Origin of the sequence: Aeromonas sp. QDB62 (assembly GCF_027705695.1) — a bacterium.
Classification (GTDB): domain Bacteria; phylum Pseudomonadota; class Gammaproteobacteria; order Enterobacterales; family Aeromonadaceae; genus Aeromonas; species Aeromonas allosaccharophila.
In genome coordinates this window covers 16685-40226 of record NZ_JAPDCD010000003.1, presented here as the reverse complement: position 1 = coordinate 40226, position 23542 = coordinate 16685, and the positions used below count along the sequence as shown (strand labels likewise).

21 protein-coding genes and 1 pseudogene are annotated in these 23542 nt (G+C 59.3%); 5 read left to right on the top strand and 17 right to left on the bottom strand.

Annotated elements, in window-relative coordinates; translation table 11 throughout:
- Positions 1-6: 6 nt before the first annotated feature.
- Positions 7-1203, bottom strand: a complete 1197-nt coding sequence (gene earP, locus OKC27_RS02235) for an elongation factor P maturation arginine rhamnosyltransferase EarP (protein ID WP_139710006.1) — start codon at positions 1201-1203, stop codon at positions 7-9.
- Between the two features lie 200 nt (positions 1204-1403).
- Entirely contained in the window at positions 1404-2447 is a 1044-nt protein-coding gene (locus OKC27_RS02230; protein WP_042658591.1) for a GMP reductase, read from the bottom strand.
- Between the two features lie 381 nt (positions 2448-2828).
- Here OKC27_RS02230 and rloA3 point away from each other — a divergent pair, with 381 nt between their 5' ends.
- Positions 2829-3329, top strand: coding sequence for a retropepsin-like aspartic peptidase RloA3 (gene rloA3, locus OKC27_RS02225; protein WP_182938049.1), 501 nt, complete (start codon positions 2829-2831; stop codon positions 3327-3329).
- Between the two features lie 34 nt (positions 3330-3363).
- On the opposite strand, the gene OKC27_RS02220 is transcribed toward rloA3, so the two are convergent.
- From OKC27_RS02220 to OKC27_RS02190, 7 genes are all read right to left on the bottom strand, one after another.
- The gene (locus OKC27_RS02220) at positions 3364-4800 is read right to left on the bottom strand and encodes an ATP-binding protein (protein ID WP_182938048.1); all 1437 of its coding nucleotides are present in this window, start codon (positions 4798-4800) and stop codon (positions 3364-3366) included.
- Entirely contained in the window at positions 4797-5483 is a 687-nt protein-coding gene (locus OKC27_RS02215) for a response regulator (RefSeq protein ID WP_058053600.1), read from the bottom strand. Before OKC27_RS02215 ends, OKC27_RS02220 begins: the two co-directional genes overlap by 4 nt.
- Before the next feature lie 130 nt (positions 5484-5613).
- Positions 5614-6246 (bottom strand): tetratricopeptide repeat protein, encoded by a 633-nt coding sequence (locus OKC27_RS02210; RefSeq protein WP_182938047.1) that lies wholly within the window; start codon positions 6244-6246, stop codon positions 5614-5616.
- A 1-nt stretch (position 6247) separates the two neighbouring features.
- The gene (locus OKC27_RS02205; RefSeq protein WP_182938046.1) at positions 6248-7117 is read right to left on the bottom strand and encodes an SDR family oxidoreductase; all 870 of its coding nucleotides are present in this window, start codon (positions 7115-7117) and stop codon (positions 6248-6250) included.
- 42 nt (positions 7118-7159) lie between these two features.
- A complete protein-coding gene (locus OKC27_RS02200; RefSeq protein WP_139409896.1) occupies positions 7160-7813 on the bottom strand; it encodes a TenA family transcriptional regulator in 654 nt (217 codons plus the stop codon).
- Positions 7810-9321, bottom strand: a complete 1512-nt coding sequence (locus OKC27_RS02195) for an AMP-dependent synthetase/ligase (protein ID WP_182938045.1) — start codon at positions 9319-9321, stop codon at positions 7810-7812. Before OKC27_RS02195 ends, OKC27_RS02200 begins: the two co-directional genes overlap by 4 nt.
- The gene (locus tag OKC27_RS02190) at positions 9318-9977 is read right to left on the bottom strand and encodes a thermostable hemolysin (RefSeq protein ID WP_182938044.1); all 660 of its coding nucleotides are present in this window, start codon (positions 9975-9977) and stop codon (positions 9318-9320) included. The genes OKC27_RS02195 and OKC27_RS02190 overlap by 4 nt, the downstream gene beginning before the upstream one ends.
- Before the next feature lie 144 nt (positions 9978-10121).
- On the opposite strand from OKC27_RS02190, the gene OKC27_RS02185 reads away from it, so the two are divergent.
- Entirely contained in the window at positions 10122-10769 is a 648-nt protein-coding gene (locus tag OKC27_RS02185; protein WP_182938043.1) for a class I SAM-dependent methyltransferase, read from the top strand.
- Between the two features lie 62 nt (positions 10770-10831).
- Here the strand turns inward: OKC27_RS02185 and OKC27_RS02180 are convergent, their stop codons facing one another.
- The 3 genes from OKC27_RS02180 to OKC27_RS02170 all read right to left on the bottom strand — a co-directional run bounded on the left by OKC27_RS02180 (position 10832) and on the right by OKC27_RS02170 (position 14736).
- Positions 10832-12187 (bottom strand): NAD(P)/FAD-dependent oxidoreductase, encoded by a 1356-nt coding sequence (locus tag OKC27_RS02180; protein ID WP_270794449.1) that lies wholly within the window; start codon positions 12185-12187, stop codon positions 10832-10834.
- 205 nt (positions 12188-12392) lie between these two features.
- Positions 12393-13784, bottom strand: a complete 1392-nt coding sequence (locus tag OKC27_RS02175) for an NAD(P)/FAD-dependent oxidoreductase (RefSeq protein ID WP_234603830.1) — start codon at positions 13782-13784, stop codon at positions 12393-12395.
- 37 nt (positions 13785-13821) lie between these two features.
- Positions 13822-14736 (bottom strand): ABC transporter six-transmembrane domain-containing protein, encoded by a 915-nt coding sequence (locus OKC27_RS02170; RefSeq protein ID WP_270794451.1) that lies wholly within the window; start codon positions 14734-14736, stop codon positions 13822-13824.
- Between the two features lie 107 nt (positions 14737-14843).
- Between OKC27_RS02170 and OKC27_RS02165 the strand changes: the two genes are divergently transcribed.
- The 3 genes from OKC27_RS02165 (at position 14844) to OKC27_RS02155 (ending at position 17611) form a co-directional block, all read left to right on the top strand.
- Positions 14844-15437, top strand: a complete 594-nt coding sequence (locus OKC27_RS02165) for a TetR/AcrR family transcriptional regulator (protein ID WP_234603834.1) — start codon at positions 14844-14846, stop codon at positions 15435-15437.
- Positions 15438-15543: 106 nt separating this feature from the next.
- Complete coding sequence (locus OKC27_RS02160; RefSeq protein ID WP_270794453.1) at positions 15544-16770, top strand: winged helix-turn-helix domain-containing protein; 1227 nt, start codon at positions 15544-15546, stop codon at positions 16768-16770.
- A gap of 91 nt (positions 16771-16861) precedes the next feature.
- Positions 16862-17611, top strand: a complete 750-nt coding sequence (locus OKC27_RS02155; RefSeq protein WP_111805336.1) for a substrate-binding periplasmic protein — start codon at positions 16862-16864, stop codon at positions 17609-17611.
- Positions 17612-17748: 137 nt separating this feature from the next.
- On the opposite strand, the gene frdD is transcribed toward OKC27_RS02155, so the two are convergent.
- From frdD to OKC27_RS02130, 5 genes and pseudogenes are all read right to left on the bottom strand, one after another.
- Positions 17749-18105 (bottom strand): fumarate reductase subunit FrdD, encoded by a 357-nt coding sequence (gene frdD, locus OKC27_RS02150; protein ID WP_042063914.1) that lies wholly within the window; start codon positions 18103-18105, stop codon positions 17749-17751.
- 10 nt (positions 18106-18115) lie between these two features.
- Positions 18116-18514, bottom strand: coding sequence for a fumarate reductase (locus tag OKC27_RS02145; protein ID WP_042063913.1), 399 nt, complete (start codon positions 18512-18514; stop codon positions 18116-18118).
- A 16-nt stretch (positions 18515-18530) separates the two neighbouring features.
- Complete coding sequence (locus OKC27_RS02140; protein WP_270794454.1) at positions 18531-19265, bottom strand: succinate dehydrogenase/fumarate reductase iron-sulfur subunit; 735 nt, start codon at positions 19263-19265, stop codon at positions 18531-18533.
- Positions 19258-21042, bottom strand: a complete 1785-nt coding sequence (gene frdA, locus OKC27_RS02135; RefSeq protein WP_042063911.1) for a fumarate reductase (quinol) flavoprotein subunit — start codon at positions 21040-21042, stop codon at positions 19258-19260. Before frdA ends, OKC27_RS02140 begins: the two co-directional genes overlap by 8 nt.
- Positions 21043-21551: 509 nt before the next feature.
- Positions 21552-23429: pseudogene (locus tag OKC27_RS02130) on the bottom strand (methyl-accepting chemotaxis protein).
- Between the last annotated feature and the right edge of the window lie 113 nt (positions 23430-23542).

The window sequence follows — 23542 nt, the reverse complement described above, 5'->3', positions numbered from 1 at the left end:
GCCAGATTATATACGGCTTTCTAAAAATTTCACCAACCGAGTGACGAGATCCCCGTCCCGTAGCAACTTCTGTGACCAGCTTCGCCCATGTTGCTGCCAAATGGCGCTATATCGGGACCATTGGGCCCAAAGTTCGCTGCACTCTTCCCCACGATTGAGGGCCAGATTGAACCGGCGCAGCCATTGAGCACATTCGGCGGGCAGATCAGCGAGATAGTGGTCGAGGAACTGCTCCAGCTTGACCAGATGAGCCTCATCCTCCTGCTGGTAGATGTGCCAGAGGAAAGGACGGGCTGCCCACTGGGCCCGCACGAAGGAGTCCTCCCCGCGCACCAGATTGAGATCGCAGCTCCACAGCAGCCGATCGTAACCGGCCTGATCGGTCATCGGCAGCAGCTTGATGGTGAGGTTGCCCGAGTGAAGCAGATCCCCCGCCTTGGCGGTGGTGATGGCGCCTTCAAGGCCTGCGCCGCGCAGCACATCCTGCAGCGAGCGCCCCAGCGGCAGCAGCAGGGTGACGGGCGTGGCGCTCTGGCACCAGCTCTCGACCAGAGTTACCAGCGCATCGCTCTCGTAGGTAAAGAGGCTGACCCGCAGCTCGTTATCTTGTTGTTCTGGCAATCCAAGGCTGGCCCAGTAGGCGGCAAGGCCAGCCTTATCCTGTTGCCACTGTTCCCGCTCGGCGATGAGCCCCTGCTCGCACAAAAGGCCACCGGTTTTAGCCGTAAAGCCCGGGAAGAAGAAATATTTGTTGAGGCTCTGGTTGCCCACTCGCTGGGGCGAGGCGAGGGCGTGGCAATCCTCGACCCAGCTCTCTGCCGAGAGGTACTCCAGATTGATCCAGCAGGGGGGCTTGGGTTGGCTCGCCATCCCTTCGATAAAGGGGGCGGGCAGCTCGCAGGCAAAGGCCTCGATCACCACGGTGGCCGGTGTGGCATCGGCGGGCAGGGTTTCATGCCAGTGCTGGATATAGATGCCCTCGACCCACTGGCCATCTTGCGCCGGATCCAGTCCCGGACAGATGCGGGCAAAACTGGCCAGATCGTCCACCCAGAGCCGCACCTGGATATCATTGCCGTGGGTGGGGAGCTTTCCCTCCCGCTTTAGCTGACGGGCGAGTCGCCAGGTGACGCCGATGTCACCGAAGTTGTCGACGACACAACAGAAGATATCCCAGTCAAACGGGGGCAGAGGAGTGGTCATGGCTCGGGATCCCAGATGCAAAAAAACCGGTGCGCAGGGTAGCACACCGGTTGGCTGGCTTCTAACCGTCAGCGCGTGACGGCGGTCTGTGGCAGGTTACTCCTTGCCGTAGACGTTGTTTTCTTGCTCACGTACCCGGATAAAGGTGGTGTGTGCTTTGTTGATCTCTTTAAGCTGGCGGTAAAGCAGATAAACCAGGTTTACTCCTTGCCGTAGACGTTGTTCTCTTGCTCGCGTACCCGGATAAAGGTGGTGCGCTTGGTGAGTTCCTTGAGTTGGCTGGCGCCGACGTAGGTGCAGGTGGAGCGCACGCCGCCCAGAATGTCGCGCACCGCATTTTCGACCGGGCCGCGATAGGGCAGCAGCACCATCTTGCCTTCTGAGGCACGATACTCGGCAACGCCACCTGCGTGCTTGTCCATGGCGCTGGAGGAGCTCATGCCGTAGAACTTCATGAAGGGCTCGCCGTTCACATCGACGATCTCGCCACCGCACTCTTCGTGGGCTGCCAGCATGCCGCCCAGCATCACGAAGTCGGCGCCGCCGCCGAACGCTTTGGCGACGTCGCCCGGGCAGGTGCAGCCGCCGTCACCGACGATCTGGCCGCCGAGGCCGTGGGCCGCATCGGCACACTCGATGATGGCAGAGAGCTGCGGATAGCCGACGCCGGTTTTGACGCGAGTGGTGCAGACAGAGCCCGGGCCGATGCCGACCTTGACGATGTCGGCGCCGGAGAGGATCAGCTCTTCCACCATCTCGCCGGTCACCACGTTGCCCGCCAGAATGACGTGGTTGGGGCAGGCGTCACGGATTTTGCGCACAAACTCGACGAAGTGCTCGGAGTAGCCGTTGGCCACGTCAACGCAGATGAAGCGCAGTGCTTCGGACATGGCGAGGATCTGGCGGGTCTTGGTGAAGTCATCGGGCGAGGTGCCGGTCGATACCATCACATGGCCCAGCAGCGCCGGATCGGTTTCGTTGACGAAGGTTTGCCACTGCTCAAGGCTGTAGTGTTTGTGGACTGCGGTCATCATCTCGAAGCCAGCCAGGGTTCTGGCCATGGCGAAGCTGCCGACGGTATCCATGTTGGCGGCGATAACGGGAACGCCTTGCCATTGAGTCTGGGTGTGCTTGAAGGTGAACTGACGGGTCAGGCTGACTTGGGAACGGCTCTTGAGAGTAGAGCGCTTGGGGCGGAACAGGACATCCTTGAAACCGAGCTTCAAGTCTTCTTCGATACGCATTACAAATTCCTTATTGAGCCTTGTTGAAAGTCACTTTTGCAGTGGCAAATTTTCGGCAGGCGCAAAAAAACCGGTGGTTTTCAGGCCCTCCGGTTTACAACAGTGTAGGCAAAAATCCCGTCAGAACAAGACTGATAATTCACTCACTGTTGTGGTAGCCTTTGGCGTCACAACCTGAGGTTAACCACCAGTTTCATCCAGCACCGCCCGGTGCCTTGCTCCCCATCGATATTCCCGTCCGCTTGGGCCGCCGTTTGGCCACTCCTTGTCGCCTCTCTTCTGATCCGCCCGGCATTATCCAACTCACTGAAATAAATCGGATTGACCCCCGAGGCGACTGTGGTAGATCTGGGCGCAGGATTGACAAGGCAGGACCGTAAAATGGGCAAGATGATGGTGGGAATGACCCTGATGCTGGCACTGTGTGGCAGTGCGCTGGCAGAGACCCCGACCAGCTATGGCTGGATTGAGAAGGGACTTATTTTGCCTACCGGCGTGGCGGTGAAGATGAAACTCGACACCGGTGCGCTCACCTCTTCCCTCGATGCTCGCTCCATCACCAGATTCAAACGGGATGGCAAGTCCTGGGTGCGCTTCATGCTGGTGGTGACCGATGCCGACAGCGGCAAACTGGTCAAACAGCAGTTCGAGCGGCGGGTCGAGCGCAGCGTGACGGTGCGCGGGGCAGGCGGCATGGAGCAGCGGCCAACGGTGACCATGTCCATCTGTCTGGGGGACAAGGTGTATGAGGAGTGGTTCACCCTGCGGGATCGCAGCAAGATGATCTATCCGGTGCTGCTGGGCCGCCGCCTGCTGGCGGAGCTGGGCCCGGTGGATTCCAGTCGAACCTTTACCGTGCAGCCCGCCTGCCGCCAAGAGTGAGCCGCCCCCATGGTGGGCGAACTCGCCTTGGCATCTATTTTTCTGGTGGCAGCGGTAGCCAGACGCTGACCTCCAGCCCCCCTTGTGGACGGTTGTGGACATCGAGATCGGCGCCGTGCAGCTGGGCGATGCGTGAGACAATGGCCATGCCGAGACCGACGCCATCCCCCTGCTGGGGATTGACCCGAAAGAAGCGTTCACACAGCCGGGGCAAGGCGCTGGCGGGAATGCCGGGGCCATTGTCGCTCACATCCACCCTCACCCGGTTGCCCTCCCGCTGTACCCGTACCTTGATCTCGCCCTCCGGCTGGGTGTAGCGCAGCGCATTGTCGATCAGGTTGCTGAACAGCAGGTCGAGCAGGGTGGCCTGCCCCATCACCAGCAGCGGCAATTCACACTCCAGCGACAGCTGCTGATCCTTCTTGAGGGCAATGGGAGCCAGGGTCGCGAGGGTGCCTTGCAGCAGGTGACCCACCTCCAGTTCGGTCAATACTAGCCCCTGCTGGTTGTCGATACGGGCCTGGGTCAGCAGTTGGCGGATCAGCCGATCGCTGCGATCGAGGGCCTGCAGCATCTTGTGCAGGGACTGTTGGCGGCTCACTTCATCTTCGGCAGCTAGGGCATTTTCACTGTGGATGCGCAGCACCGCCAGCGGGGTACGCAGCTCGTGGGCCGCCTCGTTGGTGAACTGTTTCTCCCGCTCTATGGTCTCCGCCAGCGCCAGCATCAACCGGTTGATCTCGTTGGTGAGCGGGGTCAGCTCCTGAGCGCTTACCTTGAGGCTGAGCGGGCTCAGGTTGGCGGGGTGACGTTCGCTGATGGCTTGGGCCAGCTGGCGCAGGGGGGCCAGCCCGCGGGTGATGAGCCACCAGAGCAGGGCCAGCAGGAAGGGCAGGGTGATCAGCAGCGGCAGCATGGTGAGGGTGGCCATCTTGCTGGCCAGTTCGCTGCGCTCGTCATCCCGCTCCGCCACCACCAGCCAGGTCTGCTCCTGCTGGTTGTAGAGGGTGAAGGTGCGCCACTGGTGACGATCTTTTTCGACCGTGTCGAAGCCGATGGCCAGGGTGACCAGTGGCTGCTCCGGGGCGCTGGGGGCGCGCAGCAGCAGGCCGCCCTTTTCATCGAGCAGCTGGAAGTAGAGATTGCGTTCGAACTCGTGGCCGTAAGGGGTGATCTCCCGATCCTCGCCGGTCAGGTTGAGGCCGGGATCTTTTTGCCACTCATCGGGATTTTGCGCCTCCCACTCCTGATAGACGGTGCCGTTGGCGGGCAGTTTCCCCTGCTGGGCCATGTAGCGGGCCAGCAGCTGGTTGGTGATGCGGGCCGACTGGGCGAGGCGGGCATCAAACAGCTCCTCCATCTCGTGACTCGCCTCCATGTAGCCAATAAAGGCGCTGATGGTGAGACTCAGGCTCACCAGCGTCAGGATACCGGTGAGCAGAAAGCGGCGAATGGAGCGGGGACGTTTCATCGTGCGGGTGTCCGGCTTGGCTGTTCGAGCTGGGGAATGATGTAGCCGACCCCGCGAATATTGCGGATGAGGTCGCTGTAGAACTTCTTGCGCAGATGGTGGATATGCACCTCTACCGCGTTGCTCTCGGCTCCTTCGTCCCAGCCGTAGAGGCTCTGTTGCAGCTGATCCTTGCTCAGCACCCGGCCGCTCTGGCTGATCAGCTCCTGCAGCAGCTTGTATTCATGGGGGGTGAGTTTGACCGCCTCCCCCTGATAGGTGACCTGCTGGGATTCGGGATAGATGAGGATATCGCCATACTCCAGCACCGCTTGGGCCTGCCCCTTGCTGCGGCGAACCAGGGCGCGCAGGCGGGCGTTGAGTTCCTGCAGGGCGAAGGGCTTGACCATGTAGTCGTCAGAACCGGCATCGAGGCCGATCACCCGATCGTCCAGCGCATCGCGGGCGGTGAGGATCAGCACCGGCAGCTGGTGGCCCTCCCGGCGCAGCTTGCGCAGCAGGCTGAGGCCATCGATGTCGGGCAGGTTGAGATCGAGGATCAGGGCGGCGAACTCGTCGCTCTTGAGGGCCGTCAGGGCGGGCAATCCCTGTTGCAGCCAGTCCACCGTGTAGCCGCTATGGCGCAGTGCATCCTGCATACCATCCCCCAGCATCACATCATCTTCTACCAGCAGGATCCGCATTCTTTTCTCCCTGTTTGTTGGGTGTCGCGATGTGGCTCAGCGCCAGGGCTTGCCGTGGCATAAACAACGCTGCCCACCAGTATGCAAGCTGGTGGGCAGAGTTTAAATAGATCTTTGATCCATCAGGGATTTATAGCTTGGCCAGTTTTTCGCGGATCTCCATTCTGCGCCCTTCATCGGCCACTTCGCGGCCCGGGCGGGCCGGGGCGGTCAGCGCCTTGTCGAGGTAGGTTTTGGCCTCTGCCTTGCGACCCTGATCCAGCAGGAAATCGCCATAGAAGAAGTTGGGGTCGATGCCATCCGGATTGATGGCCAGCGCCTGCTTGAGCAGTTGCTCCGCCTTCTCGTCATCGCCAAAGCCGACCGGCCAGCCGGGCACCTGATAGTAGAGCGAGCCCAGACTGGTGTAGGCAGAGCCATCCAGCGCCTTGGGATCCTGCTTGAGCGCCAGCTCCAGCTTGGCCTTGGCCTCTTTCACCAGACCCAGTGCCCCCAGCCCCCCTTTGGCCCCCGCCCAGGTGCTCTTGACGATGGCAGACCAGATCAGCAGATCGGCGCGAAAAGGCTCCTTGGCGCTGGCCGCTTCGGCCTGGGTGCTCAGGGTCTCGAGGCAGCTCTCTTTCGCCTTGCCGGTCTGTTGATACTGGCAGACGGCCCACTGCTGCTGGATGGGCGCGAGGGCATCATCCGCGGCCATGACCGAGGAGGAACCCAGCAGGATGGCGATGGCACAAGAGGTCACGGATTGACGGACAAAATTCATATTAATGCTCCTTCTTGGTCGGGATCGGGCGGGACAAGTCTGGTTGTGGCGCACTGTTGGCGCTGGTATCAGTCGTCCTTGGCTGAAGATGACGGGCATAACGTTTGATAATTGACAGCTGTCTGGCCAGCGCCTTGTCGACAATGCCCGGCAGCAGGGCATTGAGCCGCACGAACAGTTTTTCCGGCCAACCGAGCCAGCTGCGGCGGGTTTCGTTGCACAGGGCGATGACGGCCTCTTCGGCCACCTCTTGCGGGCTGTCGGTCTGGGTGCCGAGCGCCGCATTCATCTCGTAGGCGGCTTCGGAGTTGAGCTTGGTGCGGGTGGCGCGCGGGGCGAAGTGCAGCACCTTGATGCCGCTGCCCTCGAGCTCCCGTCCCAGCGCCTCGCTAAAGCCGCGCATGGCAAATTTGCTGGCGCAGTAGACGCTGTAACCGGGGTAGCCGATGCTGCCCAGGCTCGACCCCATGTTCATGATGATCCCCGGCTTGCGCAATCTGGGCAGCAGTACCCGGGTGAGCTGGATCGGTGCCTCGATATTGAGCAGCAGCTGGCGCTCCACCTGTTCGAAGCTCTGATCTTCCAACCAGGCAAACTGGTTGCAGCCGGCGTTATTGATCAGGATGTCGAGCCCGTTCTCCAGCGCCGGGTGTTGCAACAGCTTGGCCCGCTCCTGCGCAGAGCCGAGGTCGGCGAGCACCACCTGATGGCGCTCGGGATGCGGCAGTGACTTGCACAGCCGATCCAGCGCCGGACCGCGGCGACCGTGCAGCAGCAGGTGGGCCCCCTGGGCCGCCAGCTCCTGCGCCAGCTCTTCACCTATGCCACCGCTGGCGCCGGTGAGCAGCACGAGTTTCCCTTCAAGGTTCATGGTGTGGGTTCCCTTTTTGCTGTCTGCTGATCCGCTGCCGACTTACGGTGTGGCGGTGAGGTTGTAGAGCATCTCGCCATAGAGGCGGTAGACCACCTTGGTCGAGTGAATGATGGCGGCTTGATCCGCCGGACTTTCGACCCGATCCATCAGGGATTCAAAGAACTTGAGGTGCTCCTGATCCAGGGTGCCGTGGGAGCTCAGGTAGCTCATCGCTTGCGGTGGCAGGCCGAGACCCTTTTTCAGCTGGTCGGCGACGGTCAGCGCGATGGCCACGCTGGTGCCTTCCAGTACCTGCACCATGCCGAAGAAGCCCATGGGGTTGCCGCGCTGGATCTGGTCGTAGAGGAAGGCCACCATCAGCTCGATGGGCAGCCCGGGCTGGCCGTGGCGCACCGCCTCGGCATCGCCGCCACAGGCGCGGATGTCGTTGAGGATCCACTCCTGATGGCCATACTCCTCGTCGATGTACTCGGCAAGGGCGCCACGCACCCACTCGTACTCCTGACCCAGCTTGCCGCCGGTTGCCATCAAGAGCGGAACTGTGTGGCGCACGTGGTAGTAAGCCTGTGCCAGAAAGGCGAGATAGGTGTCACGGCTGATGTCGCCACGGCGGCAGGCTTCGATGATGGGGGCGTTGAACAGATGCTCACGCTCACTGGCAGTGGCTTGTTGCAGAGTCTGATAGAAGCTCATGACGATTCTCCGGTAAGGCATTGGCTAATTTGTTGGGAAAAGTGTTGGTAAATCTCGTTGCGACGGGGACGCCCGTTGGCGGTCAGCAGCCCGGGATGTTGATCCAGTGCCACCGGCAACCAGTGGTGCAGCCGGGCATAATCGGGCAGCCGCTGGTTCAGACCGGCGATCTGGCGTGGCAGATCCGCCTCTTTCCCCAGCAGGGGCTGGATCAGCGCCACGTTGGCGGGTTGACCATCGCCAAAGACCACGATGCGGGCGATGGCGGGGCAGAGCTGAGCCTCGGCTTCCACCCACTCTGGCGAGAAGTTGCGGCCAAAGGCGGTGATCTGGACATTCTTCTTGCGCCCGGTGATATGGAGGTAGCCCTCATCATCCAGATGACCCAGATCGCCAGTGGCGATCTGTATGGCAGAAGGTTCGCCAGCGGCAATCTGTTCGGGAGCCGGTTCGCTGCTGCCGAGATAACCCAGCATGGCGCTGCCGCTCACCATAATTTCGCCATCGCTGGCGATGGTGACCTGACAGTGGGGCAGGGGGCGGCCCACGCTGCCGGGCTTGTCAGCATCCGGACTGTTGAGCGCCACCACGGAGCCACACTCCGAGAGGCCATACCCCTCATAGACCGGCAGGCCGAGCTGGCGGGCATGTTTGATCAGGTCGGGGGCCACCTTGCCGCCACCGACGGCAATAAAGCGCAGGCTCTTGAGCTGCTGGGTCAGCGCCGGTGTGTTGGTGCAGAGTGCCAGCAGCAAACGCAGCAGTTCGGGCACCAGCACCAGACTGTGGGTCGGCCAGCGCAGCAGCGCCTCCCCCAGCATGGCCCCATTGAGCGAGCTGGAGCCGGTGAAGCCGAGCTCCCCGAGGGACGGAATGCGGCTGCAGGCTCCGGTCAGCAGCGGCACATAGAGGCCGGTGATGTTCTCAAGCAGGGTCGCCAGCGGCAGCAGGGTCAGGTGTTTTTCCACCTTGGCTGGCGTGACCCGCTCGGCCAGCGCATGGCTCACCGCCATCATCTGGCTCAGTGACAGGCAGACGCCCTTGGGCTGGCCCGTAGTGCCGGAGGTGTAGGTGATCTTGGCGGTGCCCTTGGGCAGCGCCGGTCGATTGGTCGGGGTATGGCGCCACAGCGGCACTGTTTGTTCAACATGAGGACCGGTGATCAGAGTCAGTGGCTCGGCGGCATGCCACCCCTGATGATATGGGCCGACCAGCGCATCGGCGCCGCTGCTCTCCAGCAACCACTCTTGCTGCTCAAGGCTGAAGAAGTGGGGCACCGGGATGACTACGATCCCTGCTTTGGTACAGGCCAGATCCAGCAGCGCCCAGGGCAGGCCGTTATCGAGTTGCAGGGCCAGACGGCTGATGTCGAGCTGTTGCAACTGGTTGGCCAGACGCTGGATCTGTTGCCACAGAGCTTGATAATCGAGGCGCTGCTGGCTGCTCAGCAGCGCAGGGGATTGCGGATCCTCGTGGGCATGTTTGGCGATGGCGTCGAACAGGCTCATTGGGCGCACCTTTTCTCACTGGTCAGGGTTGCATCGGTAAAAAGCACTGGCATGGGGGCCAGCAGATTGAGCAGCAGGCTGCTCTGGGCCAGCACCTCGCGCCCCTGATTGATGTCACCCACCATCACCTTGGGTTGGCAACGGTAGTACTCACCCCAGGCATCGGCGTCGGCACCCACCTGATGGGCCTGTGCGGGGGCCAGCTCCACCGGATTGAGTTGCAGACGGGCAAAGCTGTTGCGCAGCTTGGCGGTGCCGGTAAAGACCACGTAGTCGAGGGCGTTTTCACACAGCATGCGGCAGAGGGCGGCAAACATCAGGCGGGCATTGCCCGGTTCGCTGCAGGCCAGATTGCCCACTTCGATAATGCGGTTGCGTGCCGGATAGACCCCGAGGCGGGTGTTGATGGCGGCCTCGATGGGTTGCTCCAGATACTGTTCCAGATAGAGAGGCCCCTCACTGGCATGATTGAGACCACAGGCACCGACCAGCGTCCCGTCCGCCCGATAGAGCCCCAGCAGGCAGGGGAGAAAATGGGGGATGCGGGCGTTGAACTCGAGGGTGTAGGCTGCCTGGATATAGGTTTGCAGCGCCATGACCTGCTGCGGGGACTTAGCTAGCAGCAATCGGTAGGGTGCCTGGATCTCGATGGTCATGGGTGACTCCTTCTCTTGCGATGGTTTGAGAGTAAAAGCCCAAACTTAAGAAACCCTTAAGCAGCAAAAAAAGTTGTCAGCGACGCGACGGGCAGGCAATCTGCGCCGCTGTTATCCAACAGGAAGCACCCAAGAGGAACCGCCATGTCATCCAGTGTCTGCTGCCCCCTGTGCGCCAGCCATCGCAGTTATCCCCTGCCGGTGGCAGGCAAGCGCTATCATCGTTGCCTCGCGTGCGAGCTGGTCTGGCTGGATGAGGCGGATCATCTGGATGAGGCGGCGGAGAAGGCGGTCTATGACGGTCACGACAACCGGGTGGATGATCCCCGTTATCGCACTTTTCTGATGCGGGCATTTGGCGAGGTGTTGAGTCGGGTGCCAACGCCTGCCAGTGGTCTCGATTTTGGCTGTGGCCCGGGCCCTGCGCTGGTGGCGATGGGGCGCGAGGCGGGTTACCAGATGGCGGGGTATGACAAGTTCTACGCCGATTTTCCCGAGTTGCTGACGCGCCAGTACGATTTCATCACCAGTACCGAGGTGATCGAGCATATCGCCGAGCCGCGTGCCGTGCTGGAGCAGTTGTGGGGCTGCCTCAAACCCGGTGGTGTGCTGGTGTTGCAGACCCAGCGGGTGCTCAGTGACGAGCGGTTCAAAAACTGGCGCTATCGCCACGACCCGACCCACATCGTCTTCTTTGCCGAGGCATCGTTTCGGGTGCTGGCCGCCAGCTGGCAGGCCGAGCTCAGCTTCCCCCACGCCGATGTAGCGGTATTGCAAAAAGGCACGCCCTGAGGCGTGCCTGCTGATGGATGGTTTTAGGAAGTAGTTAAATGCCCTGAATTTAACGTTATCAGTTATTTATCCAGCATGATGCTCAACAATTTGTCATCTTGCTTGTTGTAGAGCTTGGAGACCAGCTCGCCAAACAAGAAGGCAACGTTAACGCCCTGTCCGCCGTTATATCCAAGGGCATAATAAATATTCTGATTCGTACCGGTGACGCCGATCATTTCATTCTTGGTTGTGGTTTCTGAAATTATCCCGTCCCAGGTTTTTTCAATTTTTATCCCTTTTATTGATGGATAGAGCTCACCAATACGCTTGGAGATTTGAGCTTCAATCTTTTTCAAATCACCGGGGTACTGCAGGTCATCCCCCTCATTGTATTCGACGCTACCACCACCAATAACAATGCGATGGTCAGCGGTCATGACCATGTGGTAGGTGGCATCACTGTCCGTTCCGGCATATTGGTCGTCATACCATGAGATGTTGTTTTTCCAGCCAATGCTGTTGTATTGCGCATCCGTCAGTGGGGCCGTGACTGCCACTTGAGTGTGAGAGGGTTCAATATCATCAGGCTTGAAGCCAAGCGTCTTCCCGGCATAGGCATTGGCTGCCACGACAATATTTTTTGCGGTAACTTCATAGCGTTGGTCATTGACCTTGACTGGCAATGAAATCAGCTTGCCGTCTTCTTCATATTCCAGCACCGGGCTATTTTCATAGATGACGACCCCGGCATCTTCCGCCAGTTTCTTGAGCGCGGCGACCAGCTTGCCCGGGTTGACCATGCCGCCATTGGGATCATATACCGCACCGATCAGCGCTGGTGAGCCGAGCATATTTACGGCTTTCTCTTTGCTCCACAATTCAATCGGCATGCCCAGTTTTTTGGCCTGAGCCACATACTCTTTGGCATCATCCAGATTTTCAGGGTTAAAAATCCCCAAGGATTGGCCATTGAGTACGTACCCCGGGTCAATGCCGGTCGATTCGGCCAACCGCTTAATCCGGTGCATGCTATTGACGGTGATGTCATAAATTTCTTTATGATTCGCTTTGTGATCACCCATCACAAAGCCGCCTTCGCTATAGGTTTGCGCCAACACCAGAGCGCCATTACGGCCAGATGCGCCATTGCCGACCCGCTTTGCTTCCAAAATAACCACAGTGCTGGCCGGATTGGACTTCTTGATATGGTATGCGGCAGATAATCCCGTATATCCACCGCCGATGACGGCGACATCCACATCAATATCTTTATTGAGGCTGGCGTTTACGTTGGGCAAGAACTGAGCCCAGTAACTCTGATTGTCATCGTAAAACCGGGCGATATTTTCATCGTTGGCGAAGGCGTTGGTAGCGAGTGTGCCACTCAACGCGATCAGCGAAAAAATAGTGCCTTTTAGTACCGGAAATGCACGCATGTTGACTCTCCATTGATAGTAAAAAAATTCGCGCGAGATTTAGCTAATTCACTGTCAGCCAGCAATGCTGGCGTCTCTTGTCAAACGTCGGTTGCTGTTGCCAACCCATGCTGCCCGCTCTATCACCCCGCAGTGTGTCGGGCAGCCATGGAAAATGGATGTCAGTGCTACGGGCCAAACCGCAGGCTGGCAGATACATAGCGCGTTATGGCTCCAGATAGCCGCGATCCTGCCAGTGATAGAACATCAGGGTGGACTTGACGCCGATTGACTTGAATGGCTCCGGCGGCAGCCACATCGGCAGGGTCTGCTCGGCGTGGTTGAACCAGGGGTGATCCTTGCCTTGATAGAGACTGGCCACGATGTCGCCAAACAGGAAGGAGAGGTTGATGCCGTGGCCGTTGTAGCCGAGGGCGTAGTAGATGTTTTTGTGATCCCCCATCACGCCCACCGCTTCGGTACTGTCGCCGGTCATGCCGAGTACCCCGTCCCACACCTGCTCAAATTTGATCCCCTTGAGGGCCGGATAGAGTGTCACCAGCTCGGTCATCATCATCTCGCTGACCCGGTTGAGGTCTCCCTTGTAGTTGAGGCCGTCGTTGAAGACGTACTCGGCATTGCCGCCGCCGATGACGATGCGGTTATCCGGGGTCAATACCAGATGAAACAGGATGTTGCGGGTGTCATAGAAGGGCATCCGGCTCTGCCACTGGATGGCGTTGAGCTGATCCCGGGTAAGCGGCTCGGTCACGGCGCTTTGGGCGTGCACCGGAAATACCCGCCCGCTGAAGTAGCCAAGCTTGGAGGTATAGCCGTTGGTCGCCAGTACTATGCTGTCGGCGGTTACTTTGTATTTGTCGGCCACATTGAGCTCGATCTGCTTGCCCTCCTTGATCCCCAGCACCGGGCTCTGCTCATAAATGGTGACGCCCGCCTGCTCCACCGCCTTGCGCAGGGCGTTGACCAGCTTCATGGCGTGAACCTGACCGCCATTGGGGTCGTAGACCGCCCCCACGTAGCGATCGGTGCCGAGTTTTGCCTCTGTGGTATCGGCGTTCCAGTACTGGAGCGGGATGCCGAGACGATTGGCGGTTTTCACATAGTCGCGGTATTCGGGGATATCCTCTTCATCGAGGATCGCCTCCACATAGCCATCAAGCTTGAGGTCGGCCTCCACGCCGGTTGAGGCGACCAGCGCCTGCAGCTTGTGCATGCAGGCGACGGTGAGATCGTAGTGGCGCTTGCTCGCTTCCCCCTCTTCATAGAGGTCCATCACCTCGGAGCCCGGCAACACCATGCCGCCGTTGCGGCCCGAGGCGCCGCTGCCCACCTGCTTGGCTTCGAAGATGGCGATCTTGAGCGACGGGTTGGCCTTGGCCAGATGCCAGGCGCTGGAGAGGCCGCTGTAGCCGCCGCCGACGATGGCTATATCCACCTTCATGTCTTGCGCCAGCGGGGCACTCTCCTCTGCCGGTTTCTCCTTGAACCAGTAGCTGGTGTTGGGCTCAAAGTCGCTCATCTTGGGGCCGCAGGCGGCGAGAAAAAAACAGCTGATGCACATGGTTAACGCTCGTTGGCAAAGGGTGGTCGGATTCATCTTCTACTCCGGTTACAGATACAAAATGTCAAATCATTCAATCGGGTTGGGCGGTATTGACCCGGCGACCGATGTCTCGCAGCCGGGCCAGCTGATCGGCCAGACCGGGCCCTTCATCCAGGCTGGTGACGAAGTTCCACAGGTAGGTCATCACAGCATAGACATGGCCTGCCGAGACCTGGGGCTGGGCCATCAGCATGGTGATGGCGAGCAGGAACAGCAGGGAGGCGCTGATACCGACCGCCAGAAAAGCGAGCGCCTCCCGATCCGAAATCCGGATGCGCAGCCAGGCCAGCGCGCGGTAGTGGCGGGAGAGGCTGGCTGACTGGGCATGGGTGACCAGCTTGACCTCGTGTTCCAGCCGATCGTTGAGCCGCTCGTGCAGCAGCTGGTTTTTGCGCGAAAAGCCGGGCAGCAGCAGGCCGAACAGAAGTAATACCCCCATGCAGGCGATGCCGACCCAGAACTCGATCACCATCAGCATCACGGCCGCACCGACGATGGAGATCAGGCTGGTGGCCAGGATCGGGATATGTTTCTCGAAGAAGTCGACAAACTCCCGCGCCAGAGTGACCCGCGCCACTATGGTGGATTGCCCCTCCTGCTGCTGGCGCTGGGTCAGGATCACCGGCACCGCCAGTGCCGCATAGATATGGGTAAAGGTGCGGGTGTCGACCGCCCGGCGCAGGGCACCGATGAGCCAGAACAGCAGCACGATCAGGGCGTAGCTTGAAGCCTGCCACCACTGGCCCTTGACGATGGCGTCGATGGCAAAACCGGCGAACAGGGGATAGACCACCAGCAGGATGTTTTCGAGGGCCACCAGCGAGAAGGTGCCCGCCAGCTTGAGGGGATTGGCCCGTGCAATTGCCCCCAGCGAACGACCGGCCGAGTGTGGCAACGGCATGGCCTGCTCGTCGCAACTGGCTGCCGAAGTGGTTGGTGTTGTCATGGGTTATCTCCTAAGATGTCGGAAACGCTAAGTTTGAGCGAGTGCTCAAATTTTGTTTGAGCGACTGCTCAAAGTCAAGCAGATCGATTGATATCGCAGGAGGTCAGATGGCACGCCCATCAGCAGAACAGCGTAAAGAGATGATCATCGGGGCCGTACTGGCCCTGTTTCGAGAGAAGGGGATGGCGGCATCGTCAACCCGTGATATTGCCGAACGTACCGGTCTGGCGCGCAGCCACGTCTACCACTACTTCAAGGATTGGAAAGAGCTCTGCCTCTGCGCTGTGGAGCGTTTCACCTATCAGGAGATAGCCGAGCAGCGGGAGTGGTTGCTGCCGCTACCCGCCCGCGAAGCGTTGCCGCTGTTTGTGCGGGACAACCTGCCGACCAGTCAGGATGCCTCCTGGGCCATCTACCTGGATGCCTGGAACGAGTCACTGCGCGACCCTGTGTTTGCCGAGAGCTACCGCAAAATCATTCTGGCGTGGCGCGAGGTGTTGGAGCAGATCCTGCAAAAGGGGATCGACAGCGGCGAGTTTGTAGCGGGCGATGCCCGGCGACTGGCGCGCCAGATCACCTCGCTTATCAACGGCTATGCCGATGACCTTATTCTGGAGCCGACCCCCGAGACGGTAGAGGCCACTTATCAAGAGATCATGCTGGTGGTCAATCAGCTGGTCTTGCCCCCGGCCCACTCATAGCGGCGCAGGCACACAAGGAGGGGAGGCGTGCCAGCGTGGGGCCTCCCCCAGTTTTGTTGGCCATCCGCCGGGCGCGCGATGGCCAGATACCAGGGAGCGGTTGTTGATGTCGATTACCCATTTGTCACTGCAAGATGCCCGTCATCTGCAACTGGCGGCGCAGGGGCTGCTCGCCCCCCGTCGCAGCAAGGCGACCCCGGCCGATCTGCTGGCCACCATTCGCCGCATGGCGTTGCTGCAGATCGATACCATCTCGGTGGTGGCGCGCAGCCCCTATCTGGTGCTCTTTAGCCGGCTTGGACAGTACGAACCGCGTTGGCTGGAGCAGTTGCTGGCCGACGGCGAGATCTTCGAATACTGGGCTCATGAGGCCTGCTTTGTGCCCCGCGAGGATTATCGGCTGCTGCGCCACCGGATGCTCGATCCCGCTGGCATGGGCTGGAAGTTTTCGGCCAACTGGCTCGCTACCCATCAGCAGGAGATTGGCCAGCTGATCGAGCGCATTCGCCAGCATGGCCCGGTGCGGGCGGCCGATTTTGAACGCACAACCGGCAAGGGGAACGGCTGGTGGGACTGGAAGCCGGAGAAACGTCATCTGGAGGTGTTGTTTACTACCGGCCAGCTGATGGTGCGGGAGCGGCGCAACTTTCAACGGGTCTATGATCTCGCCGAGCGGGTCATCTCCGAGTGGAGCGACCAGCGGGATCTGCCGAGCGTCGAGCAGGCGCAGCGGGATATGGTGCGCGCCAGTTGCCGGGCGCTGGGGCTGGTCAAAACCGGCTGGGTGGCGGACTACTACCGGCTGCGGCGCGGCAAATACGATGCCTTGCTCCATCAGCTGGCGGACGAGGGTGAACTGCTGCCGGTGCGGGTGGAGGGGTGGCAGCACGGCGCTTTTGTGCACTCTTCGCTGGCTGATGAGCTGGTGCAGGCAGAGGAAGGCCGTCTCAAGGCAACCCATACCACCGCCTTGTCGCCATTCGACCCGCTGGTGTGGGATCGCAAACGGGCCAGTGAACTGTTCAACTTCGACTATCGCATCGAGTGCTATACCCCGGCCCCCAAGCGCCAGTACGGCTACTTCGTGTTGCCCTTGCTCCATCGCGGCAAGCTGGTGGGCAGAATGGATGCCAAGGCCCATCGCCAGCAGGGGATCTTCGAGATCAAGAGCCTCTATCTGGAAGCCGGGGTGAGAGTGACCCGCACCCTTGCACAGGATCTGGCGAAAGCCCTGCAAAAGCTGGCTGACTGGCACCAGACGCCGCAGCTTCGTTATGGTGCCATTCCGGCCAATTTGCTGGCGTTGTGGCATGAAAGCGCCCCTGCAAAGTGAGCGCTATCCCTTCTGGGCTAAGCTGCAAGAGGGATAAACAGTTCGGGAGCGGGAGATGAAACGAGCGGAAACATGGTGGGCGGGATTGGCGATGGCCATCTTGTCCCCCGCGCTATGGGGGCAAGAGCCGCCAGTGAAGATCTGTCTGGGGGAGGGCAACGAGTGGGCCCCCTTTACCTATTGGGAGCGCAAGGACGGTGTGCCCGATACCAGCCGCCTGACCGGCTCAGCCACTACGCTGGTGCTTGATGCGCTGCAACAGAGCGGGCTATCGCACCAGATCCGCTATCTGCCCTGGGCGCGGGTCCAGCAGGAGTTGGCGGATTATCGCCAGAACGGTCTGTGCGAGCTCACCTGGGATGCCAGTTACAAGCCGGAGCGGGCCGAGTTTGCCTTCTACAGCGTGCCGCTCTATTACACCCACCTCGGTTTCTTCTATCTCAAGCGCCGCTTTCCCGAGACGCCGGACTTGCAGACGGTCAACCGCTCCCGGGTGTGCGGGGTGATTGGCTACAACTACACCCCCTATGGGCTGGCGCAAGAGCCACGCCGGGTCAAGCAGTTGCAGCAGGCTTTGGACATGATGGGGCGGGATCGCTGCGACTTTTTACCGAGTGAAATCGAACCGCTGGTGAGTGGTCTCAGCCTTGGCATCTACCGCAGCGAGAGCGGGTTGCTCAACCTCGCCCTGCCCAGCCGCAAGGGATTCTATCTGCTGGTGAGTAAGGGCTCCCCCCGCGCCCATGAGCTGGTGAATACCCTCAATCAGGCGCTGGTGGCGTTTCAGGAAGGAGGGCATGGGGATGAGGTGATGCGCCGTTTCTTGCCACCGATGGAGTAATGGCGAAGAGCTGGCACCACTCAGGGGGAGCAGATGAACAAAGGGCCAGCCGGTGCAAACCGGCTGGCCCTCTTGGTTAATCAGGGACAATAAAAAACCGGGCTCGAGGCCCGGTTTGGTCAATCAGTCAGATGTGATTACTGGAGTACCAGCACCATCAGCAGGCCGACGGTAATGGCAGATACCAGGAAGGCAAAGCCATAAAATACATAGTGGTGCAGCTTGGTGGTGTGGATCCCCAGATCGTGCAGACCGTGGTAGATACGGTGCATGCCGTGCCAGATTGGCAGGGCGATGATCACCAGCAGGATGCAGGCCCCCCACCAGGAGCTGGCGAACGCGTGCACGCGGTCATAGCTCATGGCTTCCACGTCCATGATACCCATGGGTACCAGCAGACCGGTGATGAGGACAATGACCGGCAGCAGCATGGCAACGACCATGCCACCCGCACCAAACAGACCCCAGTAAATTGGTTCGTCAGAACGTCTCATTGATTTCTCCTCAGGCCACGATGATCAGGACAAGCAGGGACACCACCGCCAGCGCCACATACTGGGCGAGAACGATCGGCTTCTCCGGTACCAGGTCTTCACCACGGAAGATACGCATGGCTTTCGGCGCCAGGGCGAACCAGGTTTTGGCATGGAACAGGCACGCCGCCAGTGCGATGACATGGAACAGGATGGCGATCGGGCTTTGCAGGGATTCCAGCCAGCCGTTGAACGCTTCCTGACCCTGAACCAGACGCATCAGACCCCACATCAGCACAACGGCGTAGATGGAGACGAAGATACTGGTGCCTTCACGGATCATGTAACCGGTGTAGAAGGCATTCTTCAGCCACCAGTCTTTCTTCATTTCGCGGACGTAAGGCTTACGTTTGCTATTGGTGTTGTTCATGGTCTCATTCCTGATCTCAATCTGGCTTGAACATGGCGATCATGTAGTCCTTGGCGCTCTCGACCTTGCCAAGCTGGATGGCTGCGGCCGGATCCACGCCTTTCGGGCACACTTCGGAGCAATAGCCCACGAAGGTACAACCCCAGACACCTTCGTCCTGGCTGATGATCTTCATCCGCTCTTTGGACGCGCTGTCGCGGTTGTCGGCGTTGTAGCGATAGGCCAGAGCCAGTGCCGCCGGACCGGTGAACTTCTTGTTGATGCCATACTGTGGGCAGGCTGCGTAGCACAGACCACAGTTGATGCACATGGAGAACTGGTGATACTTCGCCATGTCAGCCGGAGTCTGGGTGTACTCGCCATCGCACAGGCTGCGCGGTTCGTTCGGGATGATGTAGGGCTTGATGCTCTCCAGCTTCTCGATGAAATCGGACATGTCGACGACCAGGTCACGCTCAATCGGGAAGTTGTTGAGCGGTTCAATGGTCATCTTGCCTGGCAGATAGTCACGCAGGAAGGTTTTGCAACCCAGCTTGGGTACGCCATTGACCATCATGCCGCAGGAGCCGCAGATCGCCATCCGGCAGGACCAGCGGAAGCTCAGGGTAGAGTCCAGGTGATCCTTGATGTACTGCAGCGCATCCAGCAGGGACATCTCTTTGAGGTAAGGCACCTGGAAGGTTTGCATCCAGGGCTCGTTATCCTGCTCCGGACGGTAGCGCAGGATTTCAATTTCGATCATCTCAGCCATTCTTCTTAGCCTCGTCTTGTTTCTCACCCTCGGAACCGTACACACGTTTTGCCGGTTGGGATTTAGTGATCTTCACATCGGAGTAATCGATGGTCGGGGCCCCTTCCGGTGCATAGAAGGAGAGAGTGTGCTTGAGGAAGTTCACGTCATCACGCTCCTCATAACCGTCCAGACGCTGGTGGGAACCACGAGACTCTTTACGGTTGATGGCGGAGTGAGCCATGGCTTCGGCCACGTCCAGCATGTAGCCGAGTTCGATGGCGTACAGCAGATCGGTGTTGAAGACAGAGGACTTGTCGTTGATCTTGATCTTCTTGTAACGGGCTTTGAGCTCGTTGATCTTGTCGATGGTGCCCTGCATCAGCTCTTCGGTACGGTAGATACCAACGCCAGCTTCCATGGACATGCCCAGTTCGTTGCGGATGTCGGCCGGGTTTTCGGTCCCGTCGATATCCATCAGCGAGAGGTGCTGCTTGATCAACTGCTCGGCCTTGGCGACCAGCGCTTCGGTGTTGCCGTGCTGCTGGGTTGCCGCGAATTCGGCTGCCTGTTCACCAGCCACCTTGCCGAATACCACGATCTCGGACAGGGAGTTGGAACCCAGACGGTTGGCACCGTGCAGGCCGACGGAGGCACACTCGCCAGCGGCGTAGAGGCCTGGCATGCGGGTTGCGCACTTGCCGTCAGTTTCGATACCACCCATGGTGTAGTGGGCAGTCGGACGTACCGGGATCGGCTCCTTGACCGGATCCACACCCACGTAGGCCTTGGCCAGTTCGCAGATGAAAGGCAGACGCTCTTTCAGGTACTTCTCGCCGAGGTGGCGCAGGTCGAGGTGAACCACGTCGCCCATCGGGCCCTGGATCACGCGGCCTTTCTGCTGTTCTTGCCAGAATGCCTGGGAGAGACGGTCACGGGGACCCAGCTCCATGTGTTTGTTCTTCGGCTGGCCAACCGGGGTTTCCGGGCCCAAGCCGTAGTCTTGCAGGTAGCGGTAGCCATCCTTGTTCAGCAGGATGCCACCCTCACCACGACAACCTTCGGTCATCAGGATGCCGGTGCCCGGCAGACCGGTCGGGTGATACTGGACGAACTCCATATCACGCAGCGGTACGCCGTGACGGTAGGCCAGCGCCATGCCGTCACCGGTGACGATGCCACCGTTGGTGTTGTAGCGGTAAACGCGACCGGCACCGCCAGTCGCCAGCACCACGGATTTGGCCTGGATAAAGCGGGTGATACCGTTCTGGATATCGAAGGTCAGGACGCCCTGGACGCGACCATCTTCCACGATCAGATCCAGACAGAAGTGCTCATCGTAGCGCTTGATGGTCGGATACTTGATGGAGGTCTGGAACAGGGTGTGCAGAATGTGGAAACCGGATTTATCTGCGGCGAACCAGGTGCGCGGGATCTTCATCCCGCCGAAACGGCGGACGTTGGCCTTGCCATCCGGCTTGCGGCTCCAGGGGCAACCCCAGTGCTCCAGCTGGATCATTTCGTTGGTGGCGTTGTTGACGAAGTATTCGACTACGTCCTGCTCACACAACCAGTCACCACCGGAGACGGTGTCATTGAAGTGGTTTTCGAGGGAGTCGTCATCACGCACGACGCCTGCGGCGCCACCTTCGGCGGCCACGGTATGGCTGCGCATCGGATAGACCTTGGAAATCAGGGCGATTTCCAGCTCCGGGTGGGCTTCTGCAATGGCGATTGCGGCACGCAGGCCACCACCACCGGCACCGATGATGGCAACATCGGTCTTGATAATATCCACATCTGCCTCCTTAGGGATAGATTTGCTGGGCACGATTTTGCTCTATGAAAAAAATTCAGGCTTGATGCAAGTCAAACTGCTAGGTTTTATTCCATTTTTATTGGTTATTTTTCTATAAAACACCCAAATCCCTGGATGAAAATGTCGTTATTATCGCCATTTTTTGGTGTTACTGAGCAGTTGAACACCTTGCTACGCGTACTTTAACTTCTGGATTGTACGTAGTTTTCTTTCAATAAAATGCGAATCACCTCTCTTTTTAGGTACTCACGAAAAAAATTTTAAGTTTTTTATTGTAATTTTTTAATGAGAATTATTGGCATTTATTAATTTGGATAAAAATAAATAATCCGAATTGTGGCGACCGCTACGGAGGGGATTGGATAAATCCAGATGAATCACAAGGATTTCAGGGCCGGGGATTTGGCGGGTATTATGAGATTAATCACTGAAAATTAAGCGCTATTTAGAAAAATAAAAGGGGCCTGTGCGGCCCCTTTTACTCATGCTCAAATGCGGAACATGCCGACCTGATTGCTCAGTTCACCCGAAATATTTTTAAGTTGTTCAGAGAGATGGCGCGAACTGTCTGCATCCACTGCCAGTTCGTCCGACACATCTTTGACCGCCTGAATGTTGCGGCTTACCTCGTCGGTGACGGCCCGCTGCTCTTCGGCTGCGCTGGAGATCTGGGTCGCCATGTCGGAGATCTGGTTGATCGAGGTGGTGATCTGTTCCAGCGCATGGGTGGCGTTGTTGGCGTCATCCACGCTGTTCTGGGCCAACTGCTGGCCTTCGTGCATGGTGCTGACCGCACCCTGGGTATTGCGCTGCAGGGTTTCGATCATGCTGCGGATCTCGACAGTCGAGCTGTGGGTGCGCTGTGACAAGACGCGCACTTCATCGGCCACCACCGCGAAACCACGGCCCTGTTCACCGGCACGCGCCGCTTCGATGGCGGCGTTGAGCGCCAGCAGGTTGGTCTGCTCGGCGATGCCCTGAATGGTGGAGAGGATGGTGTTGATCTCCTGGGCGTTCTTCTCCAGTTCCTGAATGATGTTGGAGGCTTGCTCCACCTGGGTGGCCAGATCGGTGATGGAGCGCTGGTTGCGGGCGATCACCTGTTTGCCATGCTCGCAACTGCTGGAAGAGCTGCGGGCTGCTTCGGCGGTCTGCTCGGCGTTGCTGGCCACCTCGATCGCGGTGGCGGACATCTCGTGCACCGCAGTGGCGATCTGGGAGATCTCGTTTTGCTGGCGTGCCAGCCCCTGATTGGCCTTCTCCGCCATGCTGTGGGAGGACTTGGCCTGCTGGTTGAGTTGGCCGGAGGAGTTGGAAATATCCTGCACCATCACATGGATGCGGTCGATGAAGGTGTTGACGTGCTTGGCAACCGCGCCCACCTCATCTTCACGCTCGATCTTGATGCGGCGGGTCAAATCGCCGTTGCCACGGGAGAGATCGGCAATCGCCTCGCCCAGGGTTTTCAGGGGGGCCAGCGAGCCGTTGATGGCAACATAGGAGAAGCCAGCCACGATCAGTATGGTGATGAGCCCCTGAATGAGGGAGGAGGTGACCATGCTGCGTACCGACTGGTAGGCGGTTTCGTCATCCACCATCATGCCGTAATACCAGTTGGTATTAGGGATCGCGTTGAAGTCAAAGACCTCTTTCTTGCCGCTGATCATTAGCTCATTGATCATGCCGTCATGGGCGATCTGGTTGATGTAGGATGCGGTCAACTCAGGGGCCAGCGCGGTGGCGGGTTTCAGGCTCATGGAGGCATCGGGGTGCGCGATGATGGTGCCGTTGCTGTCGACCAGCATGGCGTAAGTGCCCTCGGTGGTAACCGCCAGAATGTCCGAGATAAGGGCGCTGATAGAGACGTCTCCGGCGATGACCCCCTGGGTGTTGCCACGCTGGAACGGCTCGGCGATGGTGACGATCAGTTGGCCGGTGGAGATATCGGCATAGGGCGCGGTGATGACCAGCTTGCCTGCTGCCATCGCATCCTTGTACCAGGGACGTTGACGGGGATCATAACCGGCAGGCAGGTTGGTGGGTTTACTCTGGATCATCTTGCCGTCTGCGGTGCCGGCATAGACCAAGTCGAAGCCACCGGCATTCATGGACTAGGCCAGATGACTAATGGGCTCATCTTCTTTGGTGAATGCTTCCTTGGTGGTGCTGACCATGCTGATGCGGGAGTCGACCCAGCGGGAGATCCCCTTGACGTTGGCCATCGAGCTTTCGTCGATGATATTCCAGACCAGTCGTTGGGTTTCACTGCGCAGTTGTGAGGTGTTGTACCAGACCTGCAGGCCGGTGATCACCAGAATGATGATACCTATAGCCAGGACCAGCTTGTTTTTAATGGATAAGTTCATAATTACATCCTTGTGAGCGTCAGTCTGAGTGTTGGAAACTAGTTATTGTTATGAGCCTGTTCTTATCGGCTGAAGTTGAACTCTTTGTATCCCGGTCAGCTATTTAAAGTTAG

Excerpts from the sequence above, each read along its gene's own strand:
- OKC27_RS02185 (WP_182938043.1), top strand. The coding sequence starts at position 10,122 with ATGTCATCCAGTGTCTGCTGCCCCCTGTGCGCCAGCCATCGCAGTTAT.
- OKC27_RS02200 (WP_139409896.1), bottom strand. The coding sequence starts at position 7,813 with ATGAGCTTCTATCAGACTCTGCAACAAGCCACTGCCAGTGAGCGTGAG.
- OKC27_RS02145 (WP_042063913.1), bottom strand. The coding sequence starts at position 18,514 with ATGAACAACACCAATAGCAAACGTAAGCCTTACGTCCGCGAAATGAAG.
- OKC27_RS02195 (WP_182938045.1), bottom strand. The coding sequence starts at position 9,321 with ATGAGCCTGTTCGACGCCATCGCCAAACATGCCCACGAGGATCCGCAA.
- OKC27_RS02190 (WP_182938044.1), bottom strand. The coding sequence starts at position 9,977 with ATGACCATCGAGATCCAGGCACCCTACCGATTGCTGCTAGCTAAGTCC.
- OKC27_RS02175 (WP_234603830.1), bottom strand. The coding sequence starts at position 13,784 with ATGAATCCGACCACCCTTTGCCAACGAGCGTTAACCATGTGCATCAGC.
- OKC27_RS02205 (WP_182938046.1), bottom strand. The coding sequence starts at position 7,117 with ATGAACCTTGAAGGGAAACTCGTGCTGCTCACCGGCGCCAGCGGTGGC.
- OKC27_RS02165 (WP_234603834.1), top strand. The coding sequence starts at position 14,844 with ATGGCACGCCCATCAGCAGAACAGCGTAAAGAGATGATCATCGGGGCC.
- OKC27_RS02155 (WP_111805336.1), top strand. The coding sequence starts at position 16,862 with ATGGCCATCTTGTCCCCCGCGCTATGGGGGCAAGAGCCGCCAGTGAAG.
- OKC27_RS02180 (WP_270794449.1), bottom strand. The coding sequence starts at position 12,187 with ATGCGTGCATTTCCGGTACTAAAAGGCACTATTTTTTCGCTGATCGCG.
- OKC27_RS02140 (WP_270794454.1), bottom strand. The coding sequence starts at position 19,265 with ATGGCTGAGATGATCGAAATTGAAATCCTGCGCTACCGTCCGGAGCAG.
- OKC27_RS02160 (WP_270794453.1), top strand. The coding sequence starts at position 15,544 with ATGTCGATTACCCATTTGTCACTGCAAGATGCCCGTCATCTGCAACTG.
- OKC27_RS02230 (WP_042658591.1), bottom strand. The coding sequence starts at position 2,447 with ATGCGTATCGAAGAAGACTTGAAGCTCGGTTTCAAGGATGTCCTGTTC.
- rloA3 (WP_182938049.1), top strand. The coding sequence starts at position 2,829 with ATGGGCAAGATGATGGTGGGAATGACCCTGATGCTGGCACTGTGTGGC.
- OKC27_RS02220 (WP_182938048.1), bottom strand. The coding sequence starts at position 4,800 with ATGAAACGTCCCCGCTCCATTCGCCGCTTTCTGCTCACCGGTATCCTG.
- OKC27_RS02170 (WP_270794451.1), bottom strand. The coding sequence starts at position 14,736 with ATGACAACACCAACCACTTCGGCAGCCAGTTGCGACGAGCAGGCCATG.
- OKC27_RS02210 (WP_182938047.1), bottom strand. The coding sequence starts at position 6,246 with ATGAATTTTGTCCGTCAATCCGTGACCTCTTGTGCCATCGCCATCCTG.
- OKC27_RS02215 (WP_058053600.1), bottom strand. The coding sequence starts at position 5,483 with ATGCGGATCCTGCTGGTAGAAGATGATGTGATGCTGGGGGATGGTATG.
- frdD (WP_042063914.1), bottom strand. The coding sequence starts at position 18,105 with ATGAGACGTTCTGACGAACCAATTTACTGGGGTCTGTTTGGTGCGGGT.
- earP (WP_139710006.1), bottom strand. The coding sequence starts at position 1,203 with ATGACCACTCCTCTGCCCCCGTTTGACTGGGATATCTTCTGTTGTGTC.